Annotated in this window: 10 protein-coding genes; 3 read left to right on the top strand and 7 right to left on the bottom strand. The window is 69.3% G+C overall.

Going from position 1 to position 16,079, the window contains the following annotated elements; translation table 11 throughout:
* The first annotated feature begins 5 nt into the window (after positions 1-5).
* The 3 genes from FHX60_RS25120 (at position 6) to FHX60_RS25110 (ending at position 1,984) form a co-directional block, all read left to right on the top strand.
* Positions 6-479, top strand: coding sequence for an OsmC family protein (locus FHX60_RS25120; protein WP_183284978.1), 474 nt, complete (start codon positions 6-8; stop codon positions 477-479).
* Between the two features lie 19 nt (positions 480-498).
* Positions 499-1,356: an alpha/beta hydrolase gene (locus FHX60_RS25115; RefSeq protein WP_183284977.1), complete on the top strand. Its 858-nt coding sequence runs from the start codon at positions 499-501 to the stop codon at positions 1,354-1,356.
* A gap of 136 nt (positions 1,357-1,492) precedes the next feature.
* Positions 1,493-1,984: a glycine zipper family protein gene (locus tag FHX60_RS25110; protein WP_183284976.1), complete on the top strand. Its 492-nt coding sequence runs from the start codon at positions 1,493-1,495 to the stop codon at positions 1,982-1,984.
* A 24-nt stretch (positions 1,985-2,008) separates the two neighbouring features.
* On the opposite strand, the gene FHX60_RS25105 is transcribed toward FHX60_RS25110, so the two are convergent.
* The 7 genes from FHX60_RS25105 to hemE all read right to left on the bottom strand — a co-directional run bounded on the left by FHX60_RS25105 (position 2,009) and on the right by hemE (position 16,059).
* Complete coding sequence (locus FHX60_RS25105; RefSeq protein WP_112777029.1) at positions 2,009-3,124, bottom strand: YbdK family carboxylate-amine ligase; 1,116 nt, start codon at positions 3,122-3,124, stop codon at positions 2,009-2,011.
* A complete protein-coding gene (locus FHX60_RS25100) occupies positions 3,124-4,350 on the bottom strand; it encodes a cation:proton antiporter (RefSeq protein ID WP_183284975.1) in 1,227 nt (408 codons plus the stop codon). Before FHX60_RS25100 ends, FHX60_RS25105 begins: the two co-directional genes overlap by 1 nt.
* Before the next feature lie 166 nt (positions 4,351-4,516).
* Positions 4,517-6,481 carry a tetratricopeptide repeat protein gene (locus FHX60_RS25095; RefSeq protein ID WP_183284974.1) on the bottom strand — a complete coding sequence of 655 codons (1,965 nt, stop codon included), beginning with the start codon at positions 6,479-6,481 and terminating at the stop codon, positions 4,517-4,519.
* Positions 6,482-6,632: 151 nt separating this feature from the next.
* Positions 6,633-7,784: a branched-chain amino acid ABC transporter substrate-binding protein gene (locus FHX60_RS25090; protein WP_183284973.1), complete on the bottom strand. Its 1,152-nt coding sequence runs from the start codon at positions 7,782-7,784 to the stop codon at positions 6,633-6,635.
* 158 nt (positions 7,785-7,942) lie between these two features.
* Positions 7,943-11,926, bottom strand: coding sequence for a trifunctional transcriptional regulator/proline dehydrogenase/L-glutamate gamma-semialdehyde dehydrogenase (gene putA / locus FHX60_RS25085; RefSeq protein ID WP_183284972.1), 3,984 nt, complete (start codon positions 11,924-11,926; stop codon positions 7,943-7,945).
* Between the two features lie 196 nt (positions 11,927-12,122).
* Positions 12,123-14,438 (bottom strand): primosomal protein N', encoded by a 2,316-nt coding sequence (locus tag FHX60_RS25080; RefSeq protein ID WP_221210139.1) that lies wholly within the window; start codon positions 14,436-14,438, stop codon positions 12,123-12,125.
* A gap of 523 nt (positions 14,439-14,961) precedes the next feature.
* Positions 14,962-16,059, bottom strand: coding sequence for a uroporphyrinogen decarboxylase (hemE, locus tag FHX60_RS25075; protein ID WP_183284971.1), 1,098 nt, complete (start codon positions 16,057-16,059; stop codon positions 14,962-14,964).
* Positions 16,060-16,079 lie beyond the last annotated feature (20 nt).

Below are 16,079 nucleotides of genomic sequence, written 5' to 3'. Positions count from 1 at the left end.
CCTGCATGTCCACCTACACCGCTGAAGTCCTGTGGCAACGCGACGGACAGGATTTCGCCGGCAACCGCTACAGCCGCCGGCATCTGCTGCGCTTCGACGGCGGCGCCGAAGTGCCGGGCTCGTCGTCGCCCCATGTGGTGCCGCTGCCGATGTCCGACGCCAGCGCGGTCGACCCGGAAGAGATGTTCATCGCCTCGCTGTCCAGCTGCCACATGCTGTGGTTCCTGTCGCTGGCGGCAAAGCAGCGCCTGGTCGTCGACCGCTACCTGGACGCCGCCACCGGTGTGATGGAAAAGAACGCCGACGGGCGCATGGCGATGACGGTAGTGACGCTGCACCCGCAGGTCACGTTCGGCGGCGAGCATGAACCGACGCGCGAACAGCTCGATGCCCTGCACCACGCCGCGCACGAGGCCTGCTTTATCGCCAACTCGGTCACGACCGAGGTGCGCTGCGAACCGGTGTACGCCGGCGCCTAGCCGCCACGGACACACGGCCATGCCGGCCAGCGCGCCCGCCGCCGCCACGGCACCATCGGCGCCGCCACGGACGGCGCGGACGCGCCGGTGGGGGTGGCTGGCCGCGGCCGTGGCCGGGCTTGCCGCGATCGCCATGCTGCAGGACCACTTCCTCTATTTTCCCGAACGCGCGTCGGTCGACGACTTGGTCTCGTCCGGGCTGCGCGCCTGGCCGGGTCCGGATGATTTCCGCGGACTGGTGGCCGAGCCGCCCGGCCCGGTGCGGGCCACCGCCATGGTGTTTCACGGCAACGCCGGACATGCCGGGCATCGCGACTACTACGCCAGCGCGCTGGCGCCGCTGGGCATCCGCGTGATCCTGGCCGAGTATCCCGGGTACGGACCGCGCACGGGCACGCTGGGCGAGCGCAGCTTCGTCGCCGACGCGGAACGATCGATTGCGCTGGCGCGGCGCCAGTACGACGGGCCGCTGCTGCTGATCGGGGAATCGCTGGGGGCAGGCGTCGCGGCGGCCGCGGCGGCGCGCCAGCGCGAGCACGTTGCCGGGGTCCTGCTGATCACGCCGTGGGACAGGCTGTCCCATCTGGCCGCGCACCATTACCCCTGGCTGCCGGCAGGCTGGGTCCTGCGCGACCGCTACGACAGCGCCGCCAACCTCGCGGGCTTCGGGCGCCCGGTGATGGTGGCGGTGGCCGAACGCGACACCATCGTGCCGGCACGCTACGGCGAGGCGCTGCATGCGTCGCTGGGCGAACCGCGGCGGCTGACGGTGATCGAGGGGGCCGGCCACAACGACTGGATCCGGCACGTGGACCGGGCCTGGTGGCAGGACGCTACTGCGTTCCTGCTGGCCCCGCCTCCCACACAAACAAAATAACATCACGCCGCCAAAACGCTGATTTGACTTACCCCTGCGGGCCGCAAATACTGGCCTTCACAGAACGGGCTTGCCGCTTGCCCACCGGGCGGTGCGTTTAGCGCTTGCAGCGCCGACATCCTTGGGGGAACACCACATGAACCAACGCCTGCTTCGCAAGCCGTATCTCGCGCTCGGCGCGCTGGCCGCGGCCTGCACCCTGGTGCCGGCCCAGGCCATGGCGCAGAACAAGCCGGTGGCCTACCCGGCCAAGGGCCAGAGCCAGCAACAGCAGGCCAGCGACGACGGCGCGTGCTACAGCTGGGCCAAGCAGCAGAGCGGCGTGGATCCTGCCCAGGCGGCCAACGCGCCGCCGCCGGCCCAGGCGCAAGGTGGCCAGCGCGTGCGGGGCGCGGCGGGCGGCGCCGCCGCAGGGGCCGTGGCGGGTGCGATTGCGGGCGACGCCGGCAAGGGCGCGGCGATCGGCGCTGCAACGGGTACGGTCGCCGGCGGCATGCAGCACCGCCAATCGCGCCGTCAGGCAAATGCGGCCAACCAGCAGGCTGCAGCCAACACCAGCCAGGCGATGGGCTCGTATTACCAGGCCTGGGGTGCCTGCATGGAGGGGCGCGGCTACAGCGTCAAATAAGACAGCGGGCGGCCCGGTGCAGGCTCAGGAGGCCCACCGGTCACACGCCTTGCGCACGGTTTCGCGCTGGCTGCGCGCCTCCGCGTCGACCTGGCGCAGCCAGCGGGCATCGCCGTCGCGGCGCTCGGCCAGCGCGCGGATATTGGCCAGCGCCTCGAGCGAGCCGAGCGCCTCGGCATGTGGCACCAGTGCATCGCAGATCGACAGGATGTGGTCCGCGATCGGCATGCGGGTCAGTTCGTTGGGATGCACGTACTCGCCCTCCAGCCCGAAGCGGCAGGCCTGGAAGCGGTTGAAGGTGTACACCAGGTAGTCGTCTTCCTGCGGCATGAACGGGCGCGACAGCAGCAGGTAGCGCGCCAGCATCTGGATATACGCGGCGATATCGCAGGCACGCTGCACCGTCAGCGGCGTGTCCATCACCCGGACCTCGATGGTGCCGAACTCCGGCTTGGGACGGATATCCCAATAGAAGTCCTTCATGCTTTCGATCACGCCGGTGTTGCGCATCTTCTCGAAGTATGCGGTGAAGGCATCCCAAGTCAGCAGGAACGGCGCGCGCCCGCTCATCGGAAAGGCCGCGACCGAATTCAGCCGCGCCGACGCAAAACCGGTATCGACCCCCTGCACATACGGCGAAGACGCCGCCAGCGCGACGAAGTGCGGCACATAGCGGCCGATGGCGTGCAGCAGGAACAGCGATTCGTCGGCGCTGGGGCAGCCGATATGCACGTGCTGGCCGAACACGGTGAACTGCTTGGCCAGGTAGCCGTACAGCTCGGAGATGTACTGGTAGCGCGGCGAATCGGAGATGGTGCGGTCGGACCATTGCTGGAACGGATGCGTGCCGCCGCCGGCAATGCCCAGGTTCAGCGAGTGCGACGCCGCCACCATCAGGTCGCGCATCACGGTCAGCTCCTGCAGCGCCTGCTGGTAGCTGTGGCAGATGCCGGTGCTGATTTCGATCATCGACGGACTGATCTCGGGCTTGATGTCGCCGGCATGCTCGGCGCCCTTGAGCGCACGCAGCAGGTCGGGCGCGAACGGCGCCAGGTCATAGTCGTGCCGGTTGACCAGCTGCAGCTCCAGCTCGACGCCGAAGGTCAGCGCCTCGGATTGCTTGAACGGTTCGAGCGACATCAGCGCCCTCCTCCATTGGCCCGGATATCGACGCGGACTTCGCCTGCGTAGCGCAGCGCCCAGGCCGCGATCACGGGACCGAAAAGTTGTTCGATAGCCAGCGCGCACAGGATGATTGCTGCGAGCGGCTGCCCGGTGCCCGGGTAGAGGCGCGCCACGTCATGCATCAGCAGGTACGCCAGGCCCGACATCGGCGCCAGCGCCAGCCCCAGCGCCATGCACTGGCGCAGGCTCAGGCCGGAGAACGAACCCAGCGACACCACCCCGGCCAGCTTGGCAGCGTGGCGCAGCACCACCAGCGCGATGGCGTAGACGCCGCCCACGGCCCAGTCCTGCGCCGTCAGCGGCAGGCCCAGCGACACCACCATGACGATGATCAGCAGGCTGCCGGCGCTGCCGAAATGCGGCGGCCACACGTGCGGCTGGTTGTCCTGGTGCTTGAACACCACGCCTGCCAGCATCAGTGTCAGCGGCATCGACAATTTTAGTACCCGGGTCAGCGCCAGCGTGAACAGCACCAGGCCCACCAGCACCAGGAAACTGTAGTGGTCGTCGGCCGACATGCGGTCGTAGATGGCATGGCCAAGCTTGCCTACCACCCAGGCCAGCAGGCACGAGCCCACCAGCAGGTACAGCGGGTGCAGCAGCGCGGCGCCGAGGTTGCCGTATTCCGAATGCAGCCACCCGGTGGCGACCTGCACGATGGCGGCGGCATAGATGCTGTTGAGCGCGGCCATGGCCAGCAACCGCTCGGTGACCTGCCCGTCGGCGCGCAGCTCGTTCTTGAGCTGCAGCACGATGGTGGGCGAAGTGCTGACCGCGATGCCGCCGGCCAGGATGGCCACGCCGGGCGAGGCGCCGATCCACTGCAGCACCGCCGCCACCAGCCCCCAGGTCAGCAGGCTTTCGAAGGCACTGGTCAGCAGCAGCCAGCGGTTGGCGCGCAGCCAAGTCAGCGAAAGCCGGTGCCCGAGTTCGAACAAGGCCAGCGCCAGCGCCATATCGATCAGGATACGGGTCTGGTTGATCATGTTCTCGTCGACAATGCCGCGGCCCAGCATGCCGGCGCACAGCCCCGCCGCGGCGTAGCCGACGATGCGCGGGCAGCGCAGCCAGCGCCGGCTCAGCTCGCCCGCCAGGCCGGCGCCGACCAGGGCCAGTCCGACCCAGAAGAGGCCGCCAGGCGCGAGCGGGAGGCTAGGAAAAAGTTGGCTCAGTCCATTCATGGCGACATGGTAATGTAAGCACTTCACAATCCATGTCAGTGATTGTCCGACACCGCACCAAACGCGCGCCTTATTTCGGTCATCTTCACGTAAAAAACGCCATCTACGGATGGCGTTTTTTACATACCTTACATCTTCAGCCGTTTCCAGGGCCGCGAGAGACGTTTCAGACGCCCCACACCTTCCATACCGGGCGGGTGGCTTTCAACGCCGACTCGACCTGCCCATACAGGACGCGCGTGGCGCCCTGCGCGGCACCGCGAGCGCGCGCCTGGTCGAAGTAACCCAGCGCGGCTTCGCGCTGCCCCTGGCCGAGCGCCGACTGCACCGCGCGCAGGTACACCTCGGCGTCCCAGTCGTCACGCGCGGCGAAGGCCGCGACGAAGTCCGCCAGCGCCGCGTCGTGGCGGCGCGCGGCGTTGTGCACCAGCCCGCGCTGCACGCGCGGTCCGGCCTGGTCCTGCGGATCGCCCTCGGTCAGCGCCACCGCCCGCTCGAACAGCGGCAGCGCGCGCTCGGGCTCGCCCAGGTCGCGCCAGACCTGGCCGAAACGGTTGTACAGCCAGGCATCTTCCACCAGCAGCGCGCGCCGCTGCTGGGTCTCGATCTCGGCCAATGCATCGGTGCGGTCGTGCTCGTCCATGCCGGCCATGCGCGCCTGCAGCAGCGCGGCATAGTAGGCGCGCGCATGCGCCATCGGGTGCGCGGCCTCGCTGCGGGCTTCCACCGGCAGCGCGTCCAGGCGCGCATCCATGTGCGCCATGGCGGCGCGCGCGGCCTCGGTCGGCTCGGCGCCGCCAAGCGCCTTCCAGGCAGCGATCATGCGGCTGAAGGCCCAGGTCACGTCGGCCGGGTTGCGCTCGAGCGGGTAGCGGTTAAGCACCTCCCCCGCCAGCTCGGCCACCTTCTGGTGCTGGCCGGCGTCGGCGTGGCAATCGAGCAGGTCGATCCAGTGCTCGATGAACTCGCTGGCGGCCATGCCCTGGCGGTGCAGCGCGATGCGCTCGTCGGCATGCGCGGCGTCGGCCGGCAGGCTGCGCGCCAACAGCCGGCACAGCAGCGAATAGACATGGGGGTCGGCATTGCCGCCATGGCCGGCGGCATCGCCCTCGCCCGTGGCGAAATACCGGTCGAAGCGCGCCACGCCCGCGCGCCCGGCCTGCACCAGCAGCGGGCGCAGCGCGGCCTCGGCGGCCGGCACCTCGTCGATGAACTCGCCCAGCGCCATCGCAGCGCGGTAGTAGCCGGCGCCGTCGTCGGACTGGTCGGTCAGCGTGAAGCGCAGCCACGGCTCGCGCTCGGCAGCGGCGGCGCCGTCGCCGCGCTGCGTCAGCTGGTGGCGCCAGGCCAGCTCGCGTACCTGGCTCTGCGGGTCCGGGACCTGGCGCAGGTAGACGCCGAGGTCTTCCAGCGCGCCTTGCACGTCACCGACGCCATGGCGCAGCGGGGCCCGGAGCCGGCGCGCCTCGGGGTGGTCCGGGTGCTCGGCCAGCACGCGCGCGGCCTGGTCGGCAGCGACGGCATCGCCGGCCGCGGCATCGAGCTCCAGCAGGTGCGGGTTGTCCAGCGCGACCCGGCCCAGGCAGACCCGCATCAGCGGCTCCGCCGGCACGCCGGCGGCCTCGGTGCGGGCGATGTAGTCCGACACCAGCGGGGCGATATCGTCGGCACCCAGGTCGGGGTTGCGCACCATCAGGTCGTACCAGTAGCGCGCGGCGCCGGCGATGTCGCCCAGCCGCAGCGCCGCCAGGCCGGCGTGGAAATGCGCGGCCCATTCGCCGGTCAGCAGGCCGCTGCGCTGCGCGGCCTCGTGCAGCCATGGACGGGCCTCGGCATCGCGGCCCAGGCTCATCAGCATGGCGCCGTAGCGGTGCGCGATCACGCCGCGCGAGACCCAGCGGTGCGGCGGCTGCAGCGGCAGCGTGTCGAGCCGCGCCAGCGCCTCGTCCAGCACCGCCAGCGCGGCGCTGGCATCGCCGTTGTCAAAGTGCAGCCGCGCCCGCAGCGTGACGAAATCCACCACCTCGGGGCGCGCCAGCGACAACTGGTCGGCAATCTGCAGCGCTTCGGCGAAGCGCCCCTGGTTGGCTAGCCCGATGGCGTGGTCGTAGCTGGCTTCCTGCTCGGACACGTACTGCTCCTATGGATTGAAAAGTGCGAGTGCGGGATTATGCGCCAATGGCGGGGATCGGGATTTGGTCCGGCCCCCGCGCAGGCATCCGGAAAAGAAAAACGCCGCCCGCAGGCAGCGTTCTTCCCATGCGCCAGGTGCGGCCGGCAGCTTACTTGCCGCCCACCGTCTCCAGCACCGTCCACTTGCCGCCCACGACCTTGTAGACCGTGATGCCGCCGTCCTTCAGGTCGCCGCGCGCGTCATACGCCAGGGTCTTGGTGGTCACGCCCTGCATGTTGGTCGCGGCCAGCACCGGCAGGTAGCGCGCCGGGTCGGTCGAGCCGGCCTTGACCATGGCCGTCATCATCGCGGTGGCGCCGTCATAGGCGTAAGGCGAATAGGTCTGGACCTTCGAGCCGAAGCGCTTCTCGTACTTCTTCTCGTACGCGGCGCCGCCGGGCATCTGGTCCAGCGGCAGGCCGGCCAGCGACACCACGGTGCCTTCGGCGGCCGGACCGGCGAGCTTCAGGAAGTTGTCGGTCTTGGACATTTCGCCCGATACCAGCGGGGCCTTGATGCCCAGTTCCTTGACCTGCTTGGCCATCGGCGCGGACTGGGTCTCGGCGCCGCCGTAGAAGATGATGTCCGGGTTGCTGCGCTTGATGTTGGTCAGCACCGCCTTGAAGTCGACCGCCTTGTCGTTGGTGAACTCGCGGCGCACGATCTTGCCGCCGGCGGCCTTGGCGGCCTTTTCGAACTCGTCGGCCAGGCCCTGGCCGTAGGCGGTGCGGTCATCGACGACGGCGATGTTCTTCGCGCCCAGCTTCTTCACCACGAAGGCGCCGATCACCGAACCCTGCTGGGTGTCGGAGGTCATCATGCGGAAGGTGGTCTTGAAGCCCTGCTTGGTGTATTCCGGCGCGGTCGCCATGGCGATCTGCGGAATGCCGGCGCGGTTGTAGACCATCGATGCCGGGATGGTGGTGCCCGAGTTGAAGTGGCCCAGCATGCCCTGGATGCCGTTGTCGACCAGCTTCTGCGCGACCACCGAACCGGTCTTGGGATCGGCCTGGTCATCTTCGGAAACCAGCACGAACTTGACTTCCTTGCCGCCGATCTTGGGCTTGGTGGCGTTCATGTCCTCGATCGCGAGGACGATGCCGTTCTGCATGTCCTTGCCGTACTGGGCCTGGCCGCCGGTCATCGGGCCGGCGTAGCCCAGCTTGATTTCCTGCGCCTGCGCGAACGCGGCGGAGGCGGCGGTCAGGCCGGCCAGGGTCAGGGCAACGGTCATTGCCGTCTTGTAGAAGGTCGAGCTCATCAGATCTCCTTGGGTCCCAAATGGTGCCGATGTGGTGCCGTTGCCGGCAGTTGTATTGCGGCGCGGCCTGGCAGTGCCGCGCCGTGCTTTCTCTGCGCGGCGCGGCGGGATCGCCGCCATCGCCGCGCGCTTCGACATGACGCCGTCCGAGGGTTGCCTCAGCCGATCGTCATCAAACTGGCATTGCCGCCCGCGGCAGCGGTGTTGACCGAGAGCGAGCGCTCGATCAGCAGGCGGTCGAGCGCAATGTTCGGTTCACCCTGCGCCAGGCCCTGCACGCCGATGATCGGACCGGGACGCGCCGCGACCTGCTCGCACACCGTGCGCAGCTGGTCCGAATCGCCGTGGTGCAGCACCGCATCGATTGCCGTGTCCGCCGCGGTCCAGTCGGCCACCATGCGGACGCGCGATTGTACGCCCTTAGGCAGGCGCGCAAACAGCCCCCGGCCGACAGGGTTTTCCAGCCATACGGCCTCGGCGCCGACGGTCAGCACGGCGCCCAGTTGCAGGGCCAGGTCGGCCTCCTGCGCGGCCAGGCACAGCACCCGCTCGCGCGCCAGCAGGGTGTAGGTGTTGCGCTCGCCGGTGGGGCCCGCCAGCGTCACCGCCAGGCCCGAGGCCGAGGCCTCGGCGAAGCGCTCGCAGGCGGCCGCCACCTCGGGCAGCTCGCGGCGCGCCCACTCGCGGAAGGCCTCGGTGGCGCGCACGGCATCGTCGTCGGGCCCCACCGTCTGGGCGCCGCCGGCGCCGGCATTGACGTCGGCCGCGCGCACGCTGCGCGCCACCGCGTCCTGCGGACAGACCGACAGCAGCCGGTGCAGGTAAAGCGGGCCGCCCGCCTTGGGACCGGTGCCCGACAGCGCCTCGCCGCCGAATGGCTGCACCCCCACCACCGCGCCGACGATATTGCGGTTCACATACAGGTTGCCCACCTGGGCCCGGCTGACGATGAACGAGATGGTCTCGTCGATGCGGGTATGGATGCCCAGCGTCAGGCCATAGCCGGTGCCGTTGATCTGGCTGACCATGTGGTCCAGCGCCGCGCGCGGGAAACGCACCACGTGCAGCACCGGGCCGAAGACCTCGCGCTTGAGCTCCTCGATGCTGTCCAGCTCGATCAGCGTCGGCGGCACGAAAGTGCCATGGCGGCAGCTGGCGCCCTGCGCCGCGTTGGGATCGGCCTGGTGGACACGGCGGCCCTTGGCGCGCATCGCATCGATATGGCGCACGATGCCGGCGCGCGCTTCTTCGTCGATCACCGGGCCGACGTCGGTCGACAGGCGATCCGGGTTGCCCATGTTCAGTTCCTGCATCGCGCCCTTGAGCATTTCCAGCACGCGGTCGGCCACGTCCTCCTGCAGGCACAGCACGCGCAGCGCCGAGCAGCGCTGGCCGGCCGAGTCGAAGGCGGAGTTGACCACGTCGCCGACCACCTGCTCGGCCAGCGCCGACGAGTCGACGACCATCGCGTTCTGGCCGCCGGTTTCCGCGATCAGCGGAATCGGGCGGCCGGCGGCGTCCAGGCGCCCGGCGACGTTGCGCTGCAGGATGCGCGCGACCTCGGTCGAGCCGGTGAACATCACGCCCTTGACGCGGGCATCGCCCACCAGCGCGGCGCCGACGGTCTCGCCGCGGCCCGGCAGCAGCTGCACCGCGCCGGCCGGCACGCCGGCCTCGCGCAGCAACTTCACCGCGGCCGCGGCGATCAGCGGAGTCTGCTCGGCGGGCTTGGCCAGCACCGGGTTGCCCGCCGCCAGCGCGGCGGCGACCTGGCCGGTAAAGATCGCCAGCGGGAAGTTCCACGGGCTGATGCAGACCACCGGGCCCAGCGGGCGATGGGTCTCGTTGTCGAAGCCGCGGCGCACCTCGGCGGCGTAGTAGCGCAGGAAGTCCACCGCCTCGCGCACTTCGGCGATGGCATTGGAGAAGGTCTTGCCGGCTTCGCGCATGATGATGCCCATCAGCGACTGCATCTGGGCTTCCATCAGGTCGGCGGCGCGTTCCAGCGCGGCCGCGCGCACGTCCGGCGGCGTCGCCTGCCAGATCGGCGCGGCCTTGACCGCGGCCTGCAGCGCGGCGTCGACGTCGGCCTGGCTAGCTTCGATGACCTGGCCGACCACATCGCGGTGATCGGCGGGGTTCAGCACGGGCGTGGTGATGGCATCGGCCGAGCGCGGCACGTCGGCGCCCAGCATCGGCTCGGCAACCTGGCGCTCGCTGGTGCCCGCCAGCAAGGCCGACGACAGCGACGCCAGCCGGTGTTCGTTGGCCAGGTCGATGCCGGCCGAGTTCGGACGGCTCTTGCCGTACAGCGTGCGCGGCGACGGAATGCGCGGATGCGGCAGGCCGAGCACGCCTTCGTCGCGGTGCATGGCCTCGACCACGGCCACCGGATCGGCAACCAGCTCGTCGAGCGAGATGGTGTCGTCGGCGATGCGGTTGACGAAGGAAGTGTTGGCGCCGTTCTCCAGCAGCCGGCGCACCAGGTAGGCCAGCAGCGTTTCATGCGTGCCGACCGGCGCGTAGATGCGGCAGGGCCGGTTGAACTTGCCGTCGGCGGTGGGGCCTACCACCTGGTCGTACAGCGGCTCGCCCATGCCGTGCAGGCACTGGAACTCATACTGGCCCGGGTAGTAGCTGTGGCCGGCGATCTGGTAGATGGCCGACAGCGTGTGCGCGTTGTGCGTGGCGAACTGCGGGTAGATCGCGTCCGGCACCGACAGCAGCTTGCGCGCGCAGGCGATGTACGACACATCGGTGTAGACCTTGCGCGTATAGACCGGATAGCCTTCCAGCCCTTCCACCTGGGCGCGCTTGATCTCGCTGTCCCAGTAGGCGCCCTTGACCAGGCGGATCATCAGACGGTGGCGGCTGCGGCGGGCCAGGTCGATCAGGTAGTCGATCACGAACGGGCAGCGCTTCTGGTAGCCCTGCACCACGAAGCCGATGCCGTTCCAGCCGGCCAGCTCGGGCTCGAAGCACAGGCGCTCGAGCAGGTCCAGCGAGATCTCGAGGCGGTCGGCTTCTTCTGCGTCGATATTGATGCCGATGTCGTACTGGCGCGCCAGCAGCGTCAGCGACTTCAGTCGCTCGTACAGCTCGCCCACCACGCGCTCGTGCTGCGCGCGGCTGTAGCGCGGGTGCAGCGCCGACAGCTTGATCGAGATGCCCGGGCCCTCATAGATGCCGCGGCCGCGCGAGGCCTGGCCGATGGCGTGGATGGCCTGCTCGTACGACGCCAGGTAGCGCGCGGCATCGGCCTCGGTCATGGCGGCCTCGCCCAGCATGTCGTAGGAGTAGCGGAAACCCTCGGCTTCGTAGCGGCGCGCGTTGGCCAGCGCCTCGGAAATGGTCTCGCCGGTGACAAACTGCTCGCCCATCAGGCGCATCGCCATGTCCACGCCCTTGCGGATCAGCGGCTCGCCGCCCTTGCCGATGATGCGCGTGAGCGCGCGGGTCAGGCCCGATTCGGTATGGGTGGCGACCAGCTTGCCGGTCAGCAGCAGGCCCCAGGTGGCGGCGTTGACGAACAGCGACGGGCTCTGACCCAAGTGCGACTGCCAGTTGGCGCCGCTGATCTTGTCGCGGATCAGCGCGTCGCGCGTGGCCTTGTCGGGAATGCGCAGCAGCGCCTCGGCCAGGCACATCAGCGCCACGCCTTCCTGCGACGACAGCGAGAACTCCTGGATCAGGCCCTGCACCAGGCCTTCGCGACCGGTGCCGACCTTCTGCTCGCGCAAGCGCGTCGCCAATGCCTTGGCCATCTTGATCGCGGCCTCGGCCTGCTGTTGCGGCAGGCGCGCCTGCTCCAGCAGCACCGGCACGCAATCGGTTTCAGGGCGGCGATAGGCCGAGGTGATGGCGGCGCGCAGCACCGACTGCGGCTGGATGCTTTGCGCGAATTCCAGGAATGGCTGCGGCACGCCGTCGCCATGCAGCGCATCCGCGCCGTCGCTGGTCTCGCCCTCGGCACCGGCCGTGCCGGATTCGTACGGCAGGTGGCCGCGCTCGATCTGCTCGAGATAGCAGAAGATGGCCTGCTTGATCAGCCAGTGCGGGGTGCGGTCGATGGATTGGGCAACGCGCTTGAGGCGGTCGCGCGAGGCGTCATCGAGCTTGACGCCGAGGGTGGTGGTGGCCATTGCGGGCAATTCTCCGAAAGACTGGAGCCGCCGCCGGTGCTACCTCGTCCGTGCCGACAGGCAGGGGCGCGCGACCGGCCGCAGCCTGTGAGCTGGCGCGATCTTACTCCCGAAAATCACCAAGGTGCAACCTGGTGCAACCCTATCGAAAACCCTGATTCAAAGGTTGCACCACCCTCCACATCGCCGGCCCCCGTTAGATCCGCAACGGGTCGATTTCCAGTTGCCAGCGCACCCCCTTCGCCTCCGTGCCAACCTCTGCGAAAGTCTGTACCCACTCGGCCACAAACCGTTGCAGTACCGGGCGCGCGGTGGCTTCGACCAGCATCTGCGCACGCTCGCGGTTGAACACCCGCACCATCGACATCGGCACCGGGTCATGCAGTTGCACTTCCGGCGCGAGGGTGCACTGTTCGGCATGCCGGCGTGCGGCCTCCAGGAACTGCAGCGCCCGCTCCAGCTGCCCGTGTTCCGCCGTGACCAGCACCTGGAAGCAGAACGGGGGCAACCCGGCCTGGCGCCGCTCGCGCAACTGGCTGGCCGCGAATCCATCATAGTCATGGCGCGTCAGGGCCTGCAATGCCGGGGTATCGGGATAGCGGGTCTGGATCAGCACCTCGCCCGGCAGCCCGGCCCGCCCGGCCCGCCCCGCCACCTGCATCAGCGACGCAAACAGGTGCTCGGCGGCGCGGAAGTCATGGCTGAACATGGCCGCGTCCGGATGCACGATGCCCACCAGGGTCACGCGCTGGAAGTCATGCCCCTTGGCCACCATCTGCGTGCCCACCAGGATGTCGACCTCGCCCGCGTGGACCTCGTCGAACATGGCCTGCGCGCTGCCCTTGCGACGCGTGGAATCGGCATCGATGCGGGCGATGCGGGCCTGGGGAAAGCGCGCCGCCAGCGCTTCTTCGATGCGCTGGGTGCCGCGCCCGAGCGGCGCGATATCGACATTGCCGCAGTCCGGGCAGTGGTGCGGCACCGGCGCCTCGAGGCCGCAGTGGTGGCAGCGCAGGCGCCGTTCGGGGCGGTGCAGCACCAGGTAGGCCGAGCAGCGCGGGCAGCCCGACAGCCAGCCGCAGCTGTCGCAGGCGATCACCGGCGCATAGCCGCGCCGGTTCAGGAACAGCAGGCTCTGCTCGCCGCGCGCCAGGCGTGCGTCGATGGCCTCCAGCAACGGTACCGACAGGCCCTCGAACATGGCGCGCTGGCGCTGGCGCTCATGGTTCAGGTCGACCAGCCGCACCGTCGGCAGCGTCGCATCGGCCTGGGCACGCTCGCGCAGCACCAGCTTGCGGTAGGTGCCCTGCCCGGCCCGCCACCAGGTTTCCATCGACGGCGTGGCCGAACCCAGCACCACCGCGATGCCGCGCTGCTTGGCGCGCCACACGGCCAGGTCGCGCGCGGAGTAGCGCAGCCCTTCCTGCTGCTTGTAGGAGGTGTCGTGCTCCTCGTCGACCACGATCAGCGCCAGCGCCGGCAGCGACGCCATCACCGCCATGCGCGTGCCCAGCACGATGCGGGCCTCGCCGCGGTGCGCCGCCAGCCACTGCAGGCTGCGCTCCTGGTCGGCCAGGCCGCTGTGCAGCACCGCCAGCGGCAACTGCGGGAAGCGCGCGGCAATGCGGCCCTGCAGCTGCGGTGTCAGGTTGATTTCCGGCACCAGCATCAGCACCTGCGCCTGCGGATCGCGCGCCAGCACCGCCTGCATCGCATGCAGGTAGACCTCGGTCTTGCCGCTGCCGGTCACGCCGTGCAGCAGGAACGGGGCAAAACCCTCGGCCTCGGCAATGGCCTGCACCGCGGCGCGCTGCTCGTCATGCAGCGGCGGTGCGACCGATGGCGTCTGCGAAGGATCGGTCGGCAGCAGGGTGCGCGCAGTGCGCCGCGCCTCGATCCAGCCGGCGGCCTGCCATTCGGCCAGACGCGACGGTGCCGCGGCACACAGGACGCGCGCCTGCGCCAGGGACAGCGGCGCGCCCGTGGCGGCGCGCTCGGCCAACGCCTGGGCCAGGGCGCGCACGCTGCGGGCGCGGGGCGGCACGGCCGCCAGCAAGGCCTCCGCCTGGCCCGGCAGCATGCGGTATTCATCGGTGCGGGCACGCTGCGCCAGGTTGGGCCAGCTTTCGGCCTCGCGCAGGGCGGGCGGCAAGGCCGGCAACATCACTTCGCCGAGGCGGCGCTGGTAGTAGCGCGCGGCAAAGCCTGCCAGCCCGATCCAGTCGGGCTGCAGCGGCGGCAGCCAGTCCAGCCGTTGCGCCACGGGGCGCAACTTGTCCACAGGCACCTCCGAGTCTTGCGCGAATTCGACCGCGACGCCGACCATGCTGCGGCGGCCAAACGGCACCACCACCAGGTCTCCCGGCGCGATGCCGGCGATGGCGAGGTAGTCGAAGCAGTCGTCGGCGGGCGTGTCGAGGGCAACCCGGATCACCGGCGCCGCCGCTAACGTCGCCCCTGCGGCGGCTGGCGCCGCGGACTCGGGAGGAAGCGTGCCGCTATCGGGCAGCATGCACAACTTGAAGGTGCATCGCCGTGGGGCAGGTAGCGGTCCACTGCGGGTCTGCCAGGCAATGGCGGAAGGTTGGTGTGCGGCGCAGCATCAACTTAAAGTAAAACTTCAAATGTGGCCCTAAGTCGATGATAGATGACTGGTTTTCCACTAATTCCACCGCCCCTGTGGATAACTTTGTTGAAAAGTCGCCTTGCCTGGCCCGGAAGCCCCGAAAAACAAGGGATCCACTGGCATCGACCCCTCCTTTGCAAATCTTCCAAAGCCTTAAAAATCAAGGGCTTGCAAACATCCCCCAGATAGGTTAGGGAGTAACCCTGTCCCGCACTGCGGCAAACCTATCGGTGTGCATAAGTCAAGTACCGCCAGTCAACTCAGTGCACCTTTTTGGCGGGCCGTGGCGAAAAAGTTAACTTGACACGGTACGGCCGCGCGGCTCGCGCAGCACTGGGTACGGCTGGGGCCGGAACGCTGCAGCGCGGGGCGACGCTGAACCGCCCCGCCAGCTTGCATACCGCGGCCGTCACTTCCCCGCTGCGCGCAACTGGCGGCTGTGCCGGTGCACCTCGTCGACCAGCACGGATACGCTCTCCGGCGGCGTGAACTGCGAAATGCCGTGGCCGAGGTTGAAGACATGGCCGTCGCTGCCGCCGCCGGCGGCATAGCTGTCCAGCACCCCACGCACCTGCTCGCGGATCGCGGCCTCGGGCGCAAACAGGACGGTCGGATCGATATTGCCCTGCAGTGCCACGCGGCCGCCGGTGCGCCGGCGCGCCTCGGCCAGGTTGACGGTCCAGTCCAGCCCGATGGCATCGGCGCCGGTGTCGGCCAGCGCTTCGAGCCACAGGCCGCCGCCCTTGGTGAAGACGATTGCCGGCACTTGCTGTCCGGCGTGTTCGCGCTTCAGGCCGGCCAGCACGCGGCGCATATACGCCAGCGAGAACGCCTGGTACATGCCGTCGGCGAGCGCCCCGCCCCAGGTGTCGAAAATCATCACGGCCTGCGCGCCCGCCTCGATCTGCGCGTTCAGGTACGCCGTGACCGCCTGCGCATTGATGTCGAGGATGCGGTGCATCAGGTCGGGGCGGCCGTACATCATCGCCTTGACCGTGCGGAAGTCGTCCGAGCCGCCGCCCTCGACCATGTAGCAGGCCAGCGTCCACGGGCTGCCCGAGAAGCCGATCAGCGGCACGCGCTGACGGCCGTCCTGAACCAGCGCGCGGCGGATTTCGCGCACGGCATCGAACACGTACTGCAGCGATGCCATGTCGGGCACGGCCAGCTTCTGCACGTCGGCCTCGGTGCGCAGCGGATGCGCGAAGCGCGGGCCCTCGCCCTGCGCGAACGACAGGCCCAGGCCCATCGCATCCGGCACCGTCAGGATGTCCGAAAAGAGGATGGCCGCGTCGAGCGGATAGCGGTCCAGCGGCTGCAGTGTCACTTCGGTGGCATAGGCCGGGTTCTTGGCCAGCCCGAGGAAGCTGCCGGCGCGCGCGCGCGTGGCGTTGTACTCGGGCAGGTAGCGGCCTGCCTGGCGCATCAGCCACAGCGGCGTGTATTCGATCGGCTGGCGGCGCAGCGCGCGCAGGAAGGTATCGTTCTGCAGTGCGGTCATGGTCATCCTCGTAAGACCGCCATTCT

This window comes from Cupriavidus alkaliphilus (genome assembly GCF_014191175.1).
Taxonomy (GTDB): domain Bacteria; phylum Pseudomonadota; class Gammaproteobacteria; order Burkholderiales; family Burkholderiaceae; genus Cupriavidus; species Cupriavidus alkaliphilus.
Note: the sequence above shows the minus strand (reverse complement) of the source record. Positions and strands in the feature narration are given on the sequence as shown.

What these genes read in the sequence shown, in the direction of transcription:
- FHX60_RS25120 (WP_183284978.1), top strand. Translation starts at nt 6, where the DNA reads ATGTCCACCTACACCGCTGAAGTCCTGTGGCAACGCGACGGACAGGAT.
- FHX60_RS25115 (WP_183284977.1), top strand. Translation starts at nt 499, where the DNA reads ATGCCGGCCAGCGCGCCCGCCGCCGCCACGGCACCATCGGCGCCGCCA.
- FHX60_RS25110 (WP_183284976.1), top strand. Translation starts at nt 1,493, where the DNA reads ATGAACCAACGCCTGCTTCGCAAGCCGTATCTCGCGCTCGGCGCGCTG.
- FHX60_RS25105 (WP_112777029.1), bottom strand. Translation starts at nt 3,124, where the DNA reads ATGTCGCTCGAACCGTTCAAGCAATCCGAGGCGCTGACCTTCGGCGTC.
- FHX60_RS25100 (WP_183284975.1), bottom strand. Translation starts at nt 4,350, where the DNA reads ATGAATGGACTGAGCCAACTTTTTCCTAGCCTCCCGCTCGCGCCTGGC.
- FHX60_RS25090 (WP_183284973.1), bottom strand. Translation starts at nt 7,784, where the DNA reads ATGAGCTCGACCTTCTACAAGACGGCAATGACCGTTGCCCTGACCCTG.
- putA (WP_183284972.1), bottom strand. Translation starts at nt 11,926, where the DNA reads ATGGCCACCACCACCCTCGGCGTCAAGCTCGATGACGCCTCGCGCGAC.
- FHX60_RS25080 (WP_221210139.1), bottom strand. Translation starts at nt 14,438, where the DNA reads ATGCTGCCCGATAGCGGCACGCTTCCTCCCGAGTCCGCGGCGCCAGCC.
- hemE (WP_183284971.1), bottom strand. Translation starts at nt 16,059, where the DNA reads ATGACCATGACCGCACTGCAGAACGATACCTTCCTGCGCGCGCTGCGC.